Source organism: Corallococcus terminator (genome assembly GCF_003611635.1).
GTDB classification, from domain to species: Bacteria; Myxococcota; Myxococcia; order Myxococcales; family Myxococcaceae; genus Corallococcus; species Corallococcus terminator.
The window spans coordinates 1-15246 of the sequence record NZ_RAVZ01000046.1; the positions used below are offsets into that span (position 1 = coordinate 1).

A 15246-nucleotide genomic window follows, 5' to 3' on the forward strand; every position below is an offset into this window, starting at 1 on the left:
TCCCCGAACAGCCCCACAGCCCGCCCAGCAACAGGGCCGCGAGCCACCACCGCCCTGCTCCACCGCGCTGCATTCCCGACATGATCCCGTCCTTCTCGCGGACCGCCGCGACATGACACCCCGTCACCGCGCGCGAACGGCCCGGACGCAGTGAGCCCGCGCTCCACCACGCGGCGCAGGCGCTCTACCACCGCCCTGTCGCAGGCCTCCGTGGCAAAAGAGCGCAGGAGTCCATCTCCAGTTGATATTTCCTGGATGATGACAGGAGCGCCAGGACCGGGCTCTCCCGCCCGGCAACCCGTACGTTCCGCGTGTTCCCGAGGCACGAGCGGATGTGTCACGTTTCAGCGGAGGACCTCCGCTGTACGATGTACAGGGGAGGTCGCCGGGTCCCCCGCCCGGCCTCCACCATCGCCTCCCAGGAGTCGCGTCCATGCGCAGCGGAGCGCCGTCCGGTTCTTCTCCGGTCCCCGACCCTTCGTTTCCCACGCTGGTGGAACTGCTGCGCGTCCGCGCCCGGGACCAGGGGGACCGTCGCGGCTTCACGTTCCTTCGGGACGGGGAGACGGATGAAGCGCACCTGACGTACGCGGCGTTGGATCAGAAGGCGCGGGCCATCGCGGCGGCGCTCCAGGCGCGCGGGGCCCAGGGCCAACGGGCGTTGCTGCTGTATCCGCCCGGGCTGGACTACATCGCCGGATTCTTCGGCTGTCTGTACGCGGGCGTCATCGCGGTCCCCATCTATCCGCCGGACCCCATGCGGCTCGCGCGCACGCTGCCGCGCCTGCTCGCCATCAGCCGGGATGCGCAGGCCACGCTCACCCTCACCACCGACGTCATCCACGGCATGGGGGAGATGCTCTTCGAACAGGCACCGGAGCTGCGCGATCTGCACTGGCTCGCCACCGACACGCTGGACGCACAGGTGGCAGAAGGCTGGCGCGACCCGGGCGTGGCCACCGACACGCGGGTGTTCCTCCAGTACACCTCCGGCTCCACGTCATCGCCCAAGGGCGTGGTGCTCACGCACGGCAACCTGCTGCACAACTCGAAGCTGATCCATTCGTGCTTCGGGCACTCGCCCCGGAGCCAGGGCGTCATCTGGCTGCCGCCGTACCACGACATGGGCCTCATCGGCGGCATCCTCCAGCCGCTGTACGGCGGCTTCCCGGTGACGCTGTTCTCGCCGGTGGACTTCCTCAAGCGCCCCCTGCGCTGGCTGGAGGCCATCTCCCGCTACCAGGCCACGACGAGCGGCGGGCCCAACTTCGCGTTCGACCTGTGCGTGCGCAAGTCCACGCCCGAGGAGCGCACGAAGCTGGACCTGGGCTGCTGGGACCTCGCGTTCAACGGCGCGGAGCCCATCATGCCGGAGACGCTCCGGCGCTTCTCGGAGGCCTTCGGTCCCCAGGGGTTCCGCTCGGAGGCCATCTACCCGTGCTACGGCCTCGCGGAGGGCACGCTCATCGCCGCTGGCGGTGACAAGCGCGAGCGGCCCGTGCAGCGCACCGTGGACGCGGGCGCGCTGAAGGACCACCGCGTGGTGGCCACCGGGCCCACGCACCCGGACGCTCGGACACTGGTGGGCTCCGGCCGAAACCTCACCGACCAGCAGCTCCTCATCACGCATCCGGAGACGGGCCGACCGCTGGCGCCGGGCCAGGTGGGGGAGATCCGCGTCGCTGGGCCCAGCATCGCCCAGGGCTACTGGAACCGCCCCGAACAGACGCGCTCCACCTTCCAGCAGCCGCTCACCGACACCGACGACGCGACGACGTTCCTGCGCACCGGAGACCTGGGCTTCCTGGACGGCGGCGAGCTGTTCGTCACCGGGCGCCTGAAGGACCTGATCATCATCCGCGGGCGCAACCACTACCCGCAGGACATCGAGCGCACGGTGGAGTCCAGCCACCCCGCCATCCGGCCGGGCTGCACCGCCGCGTTCTCCATCGAGTTGGAGGACCAGGAGCGCCTCATCGTCGTGACGGAGGTGGACCGGCGCGCGTTGGAAGGGGCCGGCGTGGACCTGGAGTCCCTGGCGCAGGGCATCCGGCAGGCCGTCGCGGCCGGACACGACCTCCAGGCCCAGGGCGTGGTGCTGCTGGGACCGGGCACCCTCCCGAAGACATCCAGCGGGAAGATCCAGCGCTTCGCCGCCCGCGCGGAGTACGTCGCGGACACGCTGGAGGCGCTGCACAGGAGCATCCTCGCCGCTCCCGCGCCCGTGACGCCGGAGCAATCCATCGCGAAGGCCGCCGTCCCTTCCAAACAGGGAGGCCTCGACGCCAGCCTGGTGAACAAGCTGCTGGCGGTGGTGCGGGACCCCATCGCGCGCCGCGCGATGGTGGCGATGTTCCTCCAGGAGCAGGCCGCGCAGGTGCTGCGACTGCCCACCGCGCTGGTGGACGTGGAGAAGCCACTGCATGCCTACGGCGTGGATTCGCTGATGGCGGTGGACTTCAAGAGCTCCGTGGACGCGGGGTTGGGCGTGGAGCTGCCGCTGTCGGACGTGCTCATGGGCGTGTCGCTCGCCGAGCTCGCGGAGACGGTGATGAAGCGGCTGCCTTCACACCCCTCGGAGCCTTCCGTGAACCCGGTGGCGGCGGACTCCGACACGGGGGATGCGCCCCTGTCCGGCGGTCAGCAGGCGCTGTGGTTCCTGCACCAGCTCGCGCCGCACAGCGCGGCCTACCACGTGCCCGTCGCGGTGCGCGTGCGCGCGGTGCTGGACACGCAGGCCCTGAAGGGCGCCTTCGAGGCGCTGGTGGCCCGACACCCCTCCCTGCGCACCACGTTCGTGATGGCGGCCACGGGCCCCGTGCAGCGCGTGCACGCCGACCTGGCGCTGGACTTCGTCGTCACCGACGCGCAGGGCTGGAGCGAGGAGCAGGTGCTGGAGCACCTGTCCGCCGAGGCCCGCCGCCCGTTCGACCTGGAGCAGGGGCCGCTCTTGCGTGTGCGGCTGGTGTCGCGCGCGGCGGATGACCACGCGCTGCTCATCGCCATGCACCACGTCATCACCGACTTCTGGTCGCTGGCGGTGATGGCCGAGGAGCTGGACGCGCTCTACCCGGCGCTGCGGCTGGGCCAGAGTGCCACGCTCGCGGCGCCCGCGCGCACATACGCGGACTACGCGCGCTGGCAGGCGGAGATGCTCGCCGGGGCGCGCGGACAGGCGCTGGAGAAGTACTGGCGCGAGCAGCTCTCCGGCACGCTGCCGGTGCTGGACCTGCCCACGGACCGCCCGCGTCCTCCGGTGCAGACCTTCAACGGCCGCGTGCACACCACGCGGTTGGACGCGGGCATCACCGCCGCGGTGAAGTCACTGGCGCGCGACCACAACGCCACGCCCAACATGGTGCTCCAGACGGCCTTCCAGGCCCTGTTGCACCGCTACACCGGCCAGCAGGACTTCACGCTCGGCGTGGTGAGCGCGGGCCGGGGACGCGCGGAGCTGGCGGGCATCGCCGGCTACTTCGTCAACCCGCTGGTGGTGCGCACGCGTCCCTCCCCTTCCCTGTCCTTCACGGACTACCTGGCCCAGACGCGCCAGACGATGCTGGGCGCGCTGGAGCACCAGGACTATCCGTTCAGCGCCCTGGTGGACCGGCTACAGCCGGTGCGCGACCAGAGCCGCTCGCCGCTGTTCCAGGTGATGTTCGTCTACCAGCGCGCGTCCAAGCTGGATGAGCGCGGCCTCACGCCCTTCGCCCTGGACATCCCGGGCGCGCGCGCCACCGTCGCGGGCCTGCCCATCGAATCGCTGGGGCTGTCGCACGGTGGCGCGCAGTTCGACCTCACGCTCACCCTGGGCGAGGCGGACGGCGAGCTGGTCGCCTCCTTCGAATACAACACCGACCTGTTCGACACCGGCACCATCGAGCGCATGGGCGGGCACCTGCGCACGCTGCTGGCCGGCATCGCCGCGCAGCCTCGCCGCGCCCTCTCCCGGCTGCCCCTGCTCACCTCCGAAGAGCAGCAACAGTTGCTTGAAGCCAGTCGTGGCCCGCGCGTGGAGCTCACCGACGCGGACATGCTGCCCGCGCTCTTCGCGGCGCAGGTGGCGCGCACGCCGGACCACATCGCGGTCCTCTTCCAGGACTCACGGCTCACCTACCGCGAGCTGGCGGAGCGCTCGGGCCGGCTGGCCGGGTGGCTGCAGGCATCCGGCGTGAAGCCGGGAGACCTCGTCGGCCTCTGTCTGGAGCGCTCCGTGGAGACGCTGGTGTCGGTGCTGGCCGTGATGGCCACCGGCGCTGCCTACGTCCCCATCGACCCCGCCTACCCCTCCGAGCGCGTGGCCTTCATCCTCGGCGACACGCGGGCGCCGGTGCTCCTCACCCAGTCCTGGCTCCAGCGCACGCTGCCCTCGGGCACGTCCGCGCGCACGGTGTTCGTGGATCAACCGCTGGACGGTGCGCTGTCCCCGGAGCCCTCCGCGCCGGTGCGCTCAAGCGACCTGGCGTGCGTCGTCTACACCTCCGGCTCCACCGGGCAGCCCAAGGGCGTGATGCTGGAGCACGGGGGCCTGGCGAACCTGGTGCGCTCGTTCCTGGAGTCGTACGCGCCCACGGCGAAGGACCGGATGCTACCGCTCACGTCGGTGGCGTCCGCCAGCTTCGTGGGCGAGATCCTCCCGCTCCTGTGCTCGGGCGGCGCGCTGGTGCTGCCCACCGAGGAGGAGCTCCTCGATCAGGAGAAGCTCTTCCAGCTCATCACCCGCCACACCGTCACGCTCGTGAGCACGGTGCCCGCCGTCATCGCGGGACTCAACGCGCGCCTGGAGCAACTGCCGCCCCTGCGGCTCGTGCTCTCCGGCGGCGAAGCGCTGGTGGCCAGCGACGTGGAGAAGCTGCTCGCCACGACGACGGTGGTGAACGGCTACGGCCTCACCGAGACGACCGTGTGCACGACCTACCACCGGATGACGGTGGAGGACCTCCAGGGCCCTGCGTGGGTGCCCATTGGCCGGCCCATCCTCAACACGGACGTGTACGTGCTGGACGCGGAGCGCCACTTGCTACCCGTGGGCGCGTCCGGCGAGCTGTACGTGGGAGGACGGGGGCTCGCGCGCGGCTATTGGAACCGGCCGGAGCTCACCGCCGAGCGGTTCGTCGACCACCCGTTCCACCCGGGCGAACGCCTCTACCGCACCGGCGACCGCGCGCGCTGGCTGCCGGAGGGCGTGCTGTCGTTCCAGTCCCGCGCGGATGCGCAGGTGAAGCTCCGCGGCTTCCGCATCGAGCCGGGCGAAGTGGAGGCCGCGGTGCGCCGCCACCCCGCCGTGCGCGATGCATTCCTGATGGCGCGCGAGGACTCGCCGGGCGACAGGCGGCTCGTCGCCTACGTGGTGCTGTCGGAGCCCGCGCCCACGCACACGGACCTGAACGCCTTCCTCGCGGAGGCGCTGCCGCCGTACATGCTGCCGTCCGCGTACGTGCCGCTGTCCGCGCTGCCCCTGTCGACGAACGGCAAGGTGGACCCCGGGGCGCTGCCCGCGCCGGAAGGGTCCCGGCTCGCGTCCGCCGTGGCCTATGCCCAGCCCCAGAGCGCGGTGGAGCGCAGCGTGGCCGCCATCTGGCAGGCGGTGCTGAAGGTGGAGCGCGTGGGCCTGCACGACAACTTCTTTGAACTGGGCGGCAACTCGCTGCTCATCGCACAGGCACACCGGCGGATGCGCGAGGAGCTGGGCGCGGACCTCGCGCTGGTGGACATGTTCAAGTTCACCACGGTGAGCGCGCTCGCCCAGCACCTGACGAACAGCGGTGAGGACTCCGGCGCCGCGTCCCAGAAGATCAAGGACGAGGCGGAGCGCCGCAGGGCCGCCCTGGCGCGGCGTCAACAGACGCGCGGCCGTGGCAAGTAACCGACGACGTTCAGGCTCCCCCCGGTTTTGAAGGACGGCTTCATGAGCACGGACACCCCCTCCGAAGTGGAAGGCATCGCGGTCATCGGTCTGGGCGGACGCCTGCCCGGCGCGAAGACCGTCGCCGAGTTCTGGAAGAACCTCACCGGCGGAATGGAGAGCATCACCTTCTTCACCGACGAGGAGCTCATCGCCGAGGGCGCGGACCCGGCGATGGTGCGCGCCCCCAACTACGTGAAGGCGCGCGGGACGCTGGGCGACACGGACCAATTCGACGCGGCCTTCTTCGGCATGAACCCGCGTGAGGCGGCGCTGATGGATCCGCAGCACCGCGTCTTCCTGGAGTGCGCCTGGGAGGCGATGGAGCACGCGGGCTACAGCCCGGAGCGACAGCCCGGCCGCGTGGGCGTGTTTGGCGGCATGAGCATGAACACGTACCTGCTCTCCAACCTGTACTCGCACCTGGCGCACGTCGCGTCGGTGGAGAGCCTCCAGGCGTCCATCGGCAACGACAAGGACAGCCTGACGACGGAGGTCGCGTACCGGATGGACCTGAAGGGCCCCGCCGTCACGGTGCAGTCCTCGTCCTCCACGTCGCTCACCTGCATCCACTACGCCTGCCAGAGCCTGCTGTCGTTCGAGTGCGACATGGCGCTGGCCGGAGGCGTGTCCATCCACTTCCCGGAGAAGGCGGGCTCCCTGTACCACGAGGGTGGCACCACGGCGCCGGACGGCCACTGCCACACCTTCGACGCGGAGGCCGCGGGCTTCGTCGCGGGCCACGGCGCGGCGGTGGTGACGCTCAAGCGCCTGTCGGATGCGCTGAAGGACGGGGACACCGTCTATGCCGTCGTGCTCGGCTCGGCGGTGAACAACGACGGCTCGCAGAAGGTCAGCTACATGGCCCCGGCCGTCGCGGGGCAGGCGGAGGTCATCGCGCTGGCGCAGGCGGTGGCGAACGTGGAGCCGGACACCCTCGGCTACGTGGAGGCCCACGGCACCGCGACGAAGGTGGGGGACCCCATCGAGGTGGCGGCCCTCACCCAGGCCTTCCGTCAGGGCACGGACAGGAAGAACTTCTGCGCGCTGGGATCGGTGAAGAGCAACATCGGGCACCTGGACGCGGCGGCCGGCGCGGTGGGCTTCATCAAGGCGGTGCTGTCGCTGCACCACAAGCAGCTCGTCCCCAGCCTCCACTTCAAGACGCCCAACCCGGCGTGCGACTTTCCCAACAGCCCGTTCTACGTGAACACGGAGCTGCGCGACTTCCCCCGGGGCACCACGCCGCGCCGCGCGGGCGTCACGTCTCTGGGCATGGGGGGCACCAACGCGCACGCCATCCTGGAGGAGGCGCCGGAGCTGCCCGCAACCGACACGCCCCGCCGCCCAGCGCAGTTGGTGCTGCTGTCGGCGCGCACGGAGGCGTCCCTGGAGGTCGCCACGGACCGGCTGGCCGCGCACCTCAAGGAGCACCCGGCGACGGAGCTGGCGGACGTGGCGCACACGCTTCAGTTGGGCCGCAAGCGATTCGGCAGGCGGCGCGCGGTGGTGGCTCGCACGACGGCGGACCTCGTGGCGGCGCTGGAGGAGCGCACGCCGGGCCGCGTGTTCAGCGGCACCGCGGAGCAGACCGGCCGTCCGGTGATGTTCATGTTCTCAGGGCAGGGTTCGCAGTACGTGGACATGGGCAAGGACCTGTACGAGCAGGAGCCCCTGTTCCGCGCCCAGGTGGACACGTGCGCGCAGAAGCTCAAGCCGCACCTGGGCCTGGACCTGAGAGCCGTGCTGTATCCATCCACGGAGTCGCGCGAGCTGGCGTCGGAGCGCCTCAAGCAGACGGGTCTCGCGCAGCCGGCGCTGTTCGTCATCGAGTACGCGCTCGCGAAGCTGTGGGAGTCGTGGGGCGTGACGCCGCACGCGATGGTGGGCCACAGCATCGGGGAGTACGTGGCCGCGTGCCTCGCGGGCGTCTTCACACTGGAGGACGCGCTGGCGCTGGTCGCCGCGCGCGGCCGGCTGATGCAGTCGCTGCCCCCAGGCTCGATGCTCGCGGTGTCGCTGTCGGAGGAGCACGTGACGCCGATGCTGCCCGCGGGCCTGTCCGTGGCGGCGGTGAACAGCCCGTCCACCTGCGTCGTCGCCGGCCCCACGCCGCTGGTGGATGCGTTCGTGGAAACGCTCCAGTCGCGGGGAGTCAGCAGCTCACGGCTGCACACGTCGCACGCGTTCCACTCCGCGATGATGGACCCCATCCTGGACGCCTTCCGCGAAGCGGTGCGCAAGGTGCCCCGGAAGGCGCCGAGCAAGCCCTACCTGTCCAATGTCACCGGCACCTGGGTGACGACCGAGGAGGCCACGAGCCCCGACGCGTGGGCGAAGCACCTGAGGGGCGCGGTGCGCTTCGCGGACGGTGTGGCGGAGCTGCTGAAGGAGTCGGACGCCATCCTGCTGGAGGTCGGCCCGGGCAACACGCTGGCCACGCTGGCGCGGCAGCATCCGGGCAGGGGCGCGCGGCATGCGCTGCTCCACTCGCTGCGCCACCCGAAGGAGCAGCACGCGGACCTGGACCACGTGCTGGGCACGCTGGGCCGGCTGTGGCTGGAGGGCGTGGAGGCGAACTGGGACGCGTTCCGGGGCGAGGAGCGCCGACGCCGCATCGCGCTGCCCACGTCTCCGTTCGAGCGTCAGCGCCACTGGGTGGAGCCGCGCAAGCAGACGGCCACCGTCGATGGCGAGCGCGCCGAGTGGATGTCCGCGGAGCAGAAGCAGCCCGTGGCCCGCTGGTTCTACCTGCCGTCGTGGCAGCGCACCCTGCCGCCCCCGAAGAGCGCCTGGAGCGAGAAGAAGGCCGCGTGGTGGCTGTTCCTTCCCGATGAGGCGGAGGATGGCCTGGGCGTCCGGCTCGCGCGGAAGCTGGGCGAAGCCGGACAGGACGTGCTGCGCATCACCCCGGGCGCAATCACATCCCAGCGCGACGAGCACCACTGGACGCTCGCACCAGGCGGTGAAGGCACGCTGCTGGAGGCGCTCACCGCACAGGGCCGTGCACCGGACCGCGTCCTGCACCTGGGGACCCTGAGCCTGGGTGACGCGCGGGGCGAAGCGGATTTCGAGTCCGCGCTCGGCAAGGGCTTCCTGGGCCTGATGGGGCTGGCGCGGGCCCTGGGCCATCAGCCCGGCACGCGGCCGGTGTCGCTGGTCGCCGTCACGAACCGCATGCAGTCACTGGGCGAGGAGGCACCGAACCCGGAGCTGGCCACGGTGCTGGGCCCGGTGCGCGTGATTCCGCAGGAGTACAGCCACCTGTCCGCCAAGGCCGTGGACCTGCACCTGCCGTCTCCGGGGAGCTGGCAGGATTCAGCGCTGATGGAGGCCCTGCTGTCCGAGGCCGCCACGCCGTCCCGGCAGGAGAACGTCATCGCCTACCGTGGCGGCGCCCGCTGGGTGCGGACGTTCGAATCCCTTCCAGCGGACGCGCCCCGCGCCACGCAGGTTCCGCTGCGCGAGGGTGGCGTGTACCTGATCATCGGCGGCTTCGGCACGCTGGGCTTCGCGCACGCGAAGTCACTGGCGAAGCGGGTGAAGGCGAAGCTGGTGCTCGCGGGCCGCACGGGCCTGCCGGAGCGGGAGCAGTGGGACGCCCACCTCGCGGCGAACCCGGAGGACGACGCCGTGGCCCGCCGCATCCTCCAGGTGCTCTCACTGGAGGCGCTGGGCGCGGAGGTCCACACGGTCCGCGTGGACGCGGCCAACAAGGTCCAGGTGCGGGCGGCGGTGGACTCGGCGGTGGCGCGCTTCGGGGCGCTGCACGGCGTGGTGTTCGCGGCGGGCGACGTGGGTCAGGCCCTCTTCCGGGCCATCCCGGACACCCGGCCGGAGGACGTGCGCGACACCTTCCACGGCCGCGTGCGCGGGATCTACGCGCTGGAGGAGGCGCTGCGCGGACGCCCGCTGGACTTCTGCGTCGTGTCCTCGTCGCTGGCGGCGGTGCTGGGCGGCCTGGGGCTGGCGTCGTACGCGGCGGCCACGTCCTTCATGGACGCCTTCGCCACGAAGCAGTCCCAGACGACGCCGGTGCCCTGGATGAGCGTGGGCTGGGACGCGTGGAGGTTTGAGTCCCGCACCGAGGGCGCACAGAGTCCGTTCGGAGCGCTGGCCATCACCCCCTCCGAGGGCGAGGACGTGTTCGAGCAACTGTTCCAACTGGGCGCCGTGTCCCACGTGGCGGTGTCCACGAGCAACCTGCGCGCCCGCGCGCGCAAGTGGTCGCAGCCAGCAGAGCAGGAGACAGCGGCGAGCCAGGGCGTGGGTTCGGCCCCGGGCACCACGCCCCGCCCCACGCTCCAGAACGCGTACGTGCCACCGCGCGACGCGGTGGAGGAGCAGCTCGCGAAGTTGTGGGAGACGACGCTCGGCATCGCGCAGGTGGGCGTGCACGACAACTTCTTCGAGCTGGGCGGCAACTCGCTGGTGGGCGTGAAGCTGGTGGCCCGCGTGCGCGAACAGTTCGGCGTCGCGCTGCCCGCGGTCACCCTCTACGAAAGCCCCACCGTGGCCGGTGTCGCCGGACGCCTGGAGCAGGAGCGTGGCAAGCAAGGAGCCTCCACGCAGGAGCCCATCGCGCAGCGCCTGCGCACAGCGTTCCCCACCGAACGCCCCACCCTGATGATGGAGTACCTGCGCCACCACCTCGCCCAGGGGCTGCGCATCCCACGGGAGCAACTGCCCGTGGACGCAAGCCTCCAGGGCCAGGACCCGCACGCGCTGGAAAACGACCTGCGTCGGGACTTCGGGTTCGATTTCCACGCGCACGAGCTGCGAGCGCACCCGTCCCTTCCGGAGCTGTCGAAATACCTGCTGGCGGAGCTGGACCGGCGCGCGACCCCGCGGCGCTTCGATGAGGGCGCGACGCCCGCGCTGGCGGCCCCCGAGGCGAAGAAGCAGGTGACCGCCGAGGAGGCCGAGAAGCTGCTGGAGAACATGGACCAGCTTTCGGACGAACAGGTGGCGGAGCTGCTCGCGGTGATGGAAGACGCGGGCGGCGGTGAGACCGAGGGCGGCGGCAGCGGTGAGACCTCCACCGGCCCATGACGTTGATACATGAAGCGAAACAAGCGCGGCGGACCCGCGTCCTGGTGGAATGCCCCGGGTCCGCAGCCTGCCGTAGTACCCTGCGCGGGTCCCTGAAACCTCCCGACCGAAGAGACGTGGAATGAGCCTGCCCCGACACCTGACCATCACCCAGCCCATGCGGGTCTTCTGGATCACCTGGTTCGGTCAGCTCATCTCGCTCATCGGCTCCGGACTCACCGCGTTCGGCGTGGGCGCGAAGGTGTTCCTGGAAACGCGCTCCACCACGCAATACGCGATGCTGACCTTCTTCGCGGTCGCGCCCATGGTGCTGCTGTCACCGTTCGCGGGCGCGCTGGTGGATCGCTGGGACCGCCGCCGCGCGATGCTGCTGGCGGACCTGGGCAATGGCGCCAGCACGTTGATCATCTTCGCCATGGTGATCGCCAGCAACCGGGGCCTGTTCAAGCTCGAGGCCTGGCACTTCTACCTGCCCATCGCCCTGGGCGCGTGCTTCGGCGCCTTCCGCTGGCCGGCCTTCTTCGCCACGGTGACGCTGCTCGTGCCCAAGCAGCACCTGGGCCGCGCCAACGCGATGGCGGAGGTGGCCAGCGGCGCCAGCCAGATCCTCTCCCCCATCATCGCGGGAGCGCTCATCGCCAGGATGGGCCTCATCGGCGTGTTGACGGTGGACGTCGTCAGCTTCTCCTTCGCCGTCCTCACGCTGCTCATCGTCCGCTTCCCGCGCCCGCCCGTGTCCGTGGCGGGGCAGAAGGGCAAGGGGTCGCTGTTCGAGGAGATGAAGCAGGGCTGGAGCTTCATCCGCACGCGCCCGGGCCTGATGGCCCTGCTGGCCTTCACCGCCGTGGCCTCGCTGTGCATGTCCCTGGTGATGCTGCTCATCACCCCACTGGTGCTGGGCTTCACGGACGTCTCCACGCTGGGCGTCATCGGGTCGGTGGCGGGCGCGGGCGCGTTGGTGGGCGCCATTGGCATGGGCGTGTGGGGTGGCCCCAAGAACGTGCTGCACGGCATCCTGGGCTTCAGCCTGCTGTCGGGCCTGGTGCTCTTCATGGCCGCGCCCGTGCTCAGCGTGCCCCTGGTGGCCACCGCCGCCGCGCTCTACATGTTCACCATGCCGCCGATGATGGCGGGCAGCCAGGCGCTCTGGCAGCGCAAGGTTCCAGCGGACCTCCAGGGCCGCGCCTCCGCGGTGAAGCGCACGGTTCTGTTGTGCGTGCCGCCGCTCGCCGCCCTGATGGCGGGGCCGCTCGCGGACGGCCTCTTCGAGCCGGCCATGGCGAAAGAGGGCGCGCTCGCCAACAGCATGGGGCGGCTGCTGGGCGTAGGCCCGGGGCGCGGCATCGCCTTGCTCTTCATCGGCCTGGGCCTGCTGACGATCGTCAACGTGGTGGTGGCCTGGCTCAACCCGCGCGTGCGCCACCTGGATCGCGAGATTCCGGATGCCCTGCCCGACATCCCCGTCACCCAGCAGGACGCCGCCCAGGACCCGGGCACGCCGTCCGCTCCGGCAGCCTGAGCCTCCGCGGCCTGAGCACCTGTTCCCAGTGGACGTGGACTTGGACCTGGGGGCTCGCGGCCGGCATGGGCGTGATGCCCGCGGTCGAACAGGCCCCAATAAAACAACCCGGACAAGAAGGCCGTCACTCCCCCCGGAGCGACGGGCCTCCTGGCCCGGGTTCGTTGCTGCGTGGCTCCAGCAAGAGCCGGCACTCGTGTTCGCGTCGAGTTCCCCCTCAGAAACTCGACGCTTCCCCCTTCTACGTGCCGACCCCTGCGGCTCCTCCCCCGTTTGTTTCCCGCTCGTACGCCAGTGGGCTAAGAAGTCCCCCGACCTCTTTGACTCACCGTGTCGCTTGCGGGCCCCCCTGCTTCCCGTGCTGCGATGAAGAGACAGTACGCCTCCCCCCCTTCCCTGGCTGTGAAGCGGCCCACAGGCTGGGTGTGAAGGCGTTCACACCCGCCGGACTTGTCCGCTCGGCCTGGATGGGAGGCTTCCCTACCTGTAGCCAGGGATTCCAGGCAGAATGGCGCCCCCCCATGTCCTACGCGCAGCTTCTGGCCGAAATCCCGATGTTCGAAAGCCTCGGCCGGGAGGACCTGGAGACCATGTCGTCGCTGCTCCAGCCCCGGCGTTTCGCCCGGGGGGAGGTCATCTTCCACCGGGGGGATGTGGGGACGGCGCTGTTCATCATCCGGCGCGGGCAGGTGGCCATCCGGCTCTCCTCCAGCGAGGGGCGTGAAATCACCCTGGCGCTGCTCGACCGGGGGGACGCGTTCGGGGAGCTGTCGCTGCTGGACGGTGAGTCGCGCTCCACCGACGCGATGGCGCGCGAGGAGGCGCACCTGCTCACGCTCCAGCGCGACGACTTCCGCCGCTACCTGGAGACGCGGCCCCAGGTGAGCCTGGCGCTGCTCGCGAACATGAGCCGGCTGGTGCGGCGCACGACGCAGCTCGTGTACGACTCGGCCTTCCTGGATGCGCGCTCGCGGCTGGTGCGGGTGCTGCTGGAGCTGGCGAAGACGCAGGGGCGCCAGGGCCCGGAGGGGCTGGTCATCACCCCGAAGCTCACCCAGTCGGAGCTCGCGAACCTCTGCGGCGTCACACGCGAGAGCGTCAACAAGTGGCTGCGCTACTACGTGCGCGAGGGGATGCTGTCCTTCGAGGGCGGGCAGATTGTGTTGCTCCAGCCGGAGCGCCTGGGCCAGGACGCGGAGTAGCCGTCACCCTTCCCGCGCCGGCTCCCACCGCACGCGGAAGAGGGACAGGGGCTCCTCGCGGCCCTTCACCGTCACCGGGGCCAGGGGCTCCAGCACGAAGGCGTCCGCATCCAGCAGGGCGCGCGTGGCGTCGGTGAGGAGCACCTCGTCCGGGCGCGCGACGCCGCACACGCGGCTGGCGACGTTGGTGGCATCCCCCACTGTGGCGTACTGGAGATAGCGCTCCGAGCCGATGTTGCCCGCGGCCACCGGCCCCGAGTTGAGGCCGATGTGGACGTGGACTTCGGGCACGCCCTCGGAGCGCCAGCGGGCGTTGAGGTCCGCCAGCGCGCGCTGCATCTCCACCGCCGCGCGCACGGCGCGCTCCGCGTCATCCGGTCGGGCGAAGGGGGCGCCCCACACCGCCATCAGCGCATCCCCGATGTACTTCTCCAGCGTGCCCTCGTGGCGGAAGACGATGTCCGCCATCACCGGGAAGTACGCGTTGAGCATGTCCACCACCTGCCGGGGCTGGAGGCGGGAGGACATGGCGGTGAAGCCGGTGATGTCGGAGAAGAGGATGGTGACGTTCGCCTCGCGCACGTCCAGCGGGACGCCCTTCAGGGCCTTGAGCTGGCGCACGACGTCCGGCGGGAAGAAGCGCTGGTAGGCGTTTCGCAGCACCGCCTCCTCCTCCAGCCGCCGCGCCAGGTGCGCGTGGTCCAGCGCGATGGCGGCCTGGTTGGCGAAGGCGGTGAGGAACTCCAGGTCCTCATCGGTGAAGAGGCCGCCCTGCTTGAGGCTGTCCAGGTACAGCACGCCCAGCACCGTGTCGCGCGTGCGCAGGGGCACGCACAGCGACGCGCGGATGGACTGGCGGAAGACGGACTCCGACGCCTGGAGGCGCGCGTCGTCGCGGGCGTCGGTGAAGAGCGCCGCCACGCCGCGCGAGTGCACATAGTCCACGATGTGCTGGCTGTAGAAGCGCTCCGGCAGCGCCCCGCCCCGGGCGCCCCGGGCCACGCGCGGCACCAGGTCCCCGGTGTCCCGGTCCACCAGCAGCACCGCCGCCCGGTCCACCGCCCAGATTTGAAAGACGAGCTGGACGACGCGCTCCAGCAGGCCATCCACCGGGCCCGGCGACGACAGGATGTGCCCCACCTTGAGGAGCACCTGGAGCTTGTCGCCGGTGCGGTCCGGCGAGCGCGTGTCGAGCAGCGACTCCATGGCGCCGCCCGAGGAGAAGCGCGTCTCCAGCGGCTGGGTGCGCAGGGGGCCCCAGCCGTCCGGCAGCGGTGTGTCCGGAGAGATGAGCCGGAACCACACCTCGCCGCAGCGGAAGGACTGGCCGTGGCCCAACTCCTGGCGCGTCACGCGGTGCGGGCCCACGAAGCTGCCGTTCTTGCTCTCCAGGTCCACCAGCACCACGCGCTCGCCCCGCCGCTCCAGGCGCGCGTGGCGCCGCGACAGGCTGGGGTGCGGTACGCGGATGCCGTTCTCCTCGGTGCGACCGATGGTGGTGGTGCCTTCGGGCAGCATCACCGCCCGTTCGTCCACCTGCCCTGGGTTGAGGATGAGGCGCATGCGCT

5 protein-coding genes are annotated in these 15246 nt (G+C 71.0%); 4 read left to right on the plus strand and 1 reads right to left on the minus strand.

Annotated features, from left to right (window positions below):
* Nucleotides 1-433 precede the first annotated feature (433 nt).
* The 4 genes from D7V88_RS09575 (at nt 434) to D7V88_RS09590 (ending at nt 13678) form a co-directional block, all read left to right on the plus strand.
* Nucleotides 434-5866, plus strand: a complete 5433-nt coding sequence (locus D7V88_RS09575; protein WP_120540315.1) for a non-ribosomal peptide synthetase — start codon at nt 434-436, stop codon at nt 5864-5866.
* Nucleotides 5867-5908: 42 nt separating this feature from the next.
* Nucleotides 5909-10957: a type I polyketide synthase gene (locus D7V88_RS09580; RefSeq protein ID WP_147448672.1), complete on the plus strand. Its 5049-nt coding sequence runs from the start codon at nt 5909-5911 to the stop codon at nt 10955-10957.
* A gap of 121 nt (nt 10958-11078) precedes the next feature.
* Nucleotides 11079-12476 (plus strand): MFS transporter, encoded by a 1398-nt coding sequence (locus tag D7V88_RS09585; protein ID WP_120540317.1) that lies wholly within the window; start codon nt 11079-11081, stop codon nt 12474-12476.
* A gap of 521 nt (nt 12477-12997) precedes the next feature.
* On the plus strand, nt 12998-13678 hold the full coding sequence (locus D7V88_RS09590) for a Crp/Fnr family transcriptional regulator (protein WP_120540318.1): 681 nt from the start codon (nt 12998-13000) through the stop codon (nt 13676-13678).
* A gap of 3 nt (nt 13679-13681) precedes the next feature.
* Here D7V88_RS09590 and D7V88_RS09595 read toward each other — a convergent pair whose 3' ends face one another.
* Nucleotides 13682-15241 (minus strand): adenylate/guanylate cyclase domain-containing protein, encoded by a 1560-nt coding sequence (locus D7V88_RS09595; protein ID WP_120540319.1) that lies wholly within the window; start codon nt 15239-15241, stop codon nt 13682-13684.
* Between the last annotated feature and the right edge of the window lie 5 nt (nt 15242-15246).

Coding starts and splice junctions, on each gene's coding strand:
- D7V88_RS09575 (WP_120540315.1), top strand. CDS start 434: ATGCGCAGCGGAGCGCCGTCCGGTTCTTCTCCGGTCCCCGACCCTTCG.
- D7V88_RS09580 (WP_147448672.1), top strand. CDS start 5,909: ATGAGCACGGACACCCCCTCCGAAGTGGAAGGCATCGCGGTCATCGGT.
- D7V88_RS09595 (WP_120540319.1), bottom strand. CDS start 15,241: ATGCGCCTCATCCTCAACCCAGGGCAGGTGGACGAACGGGCGGTGATG.
- D7V88_RS09590 (WP_120540318.1), top strand. CDS start 12,998: ATGTCCTACGCGCAGCTTCTGGCCGAAATCCCGATGTTCGAAAGCCTC.
- D7V88_RS09585 (WP_120540317.1), top strand. CDS start 11,079: ATGAGCCTGCCCCGACACCTGACCATCACCCAGCCCATGCGGGTCTTC.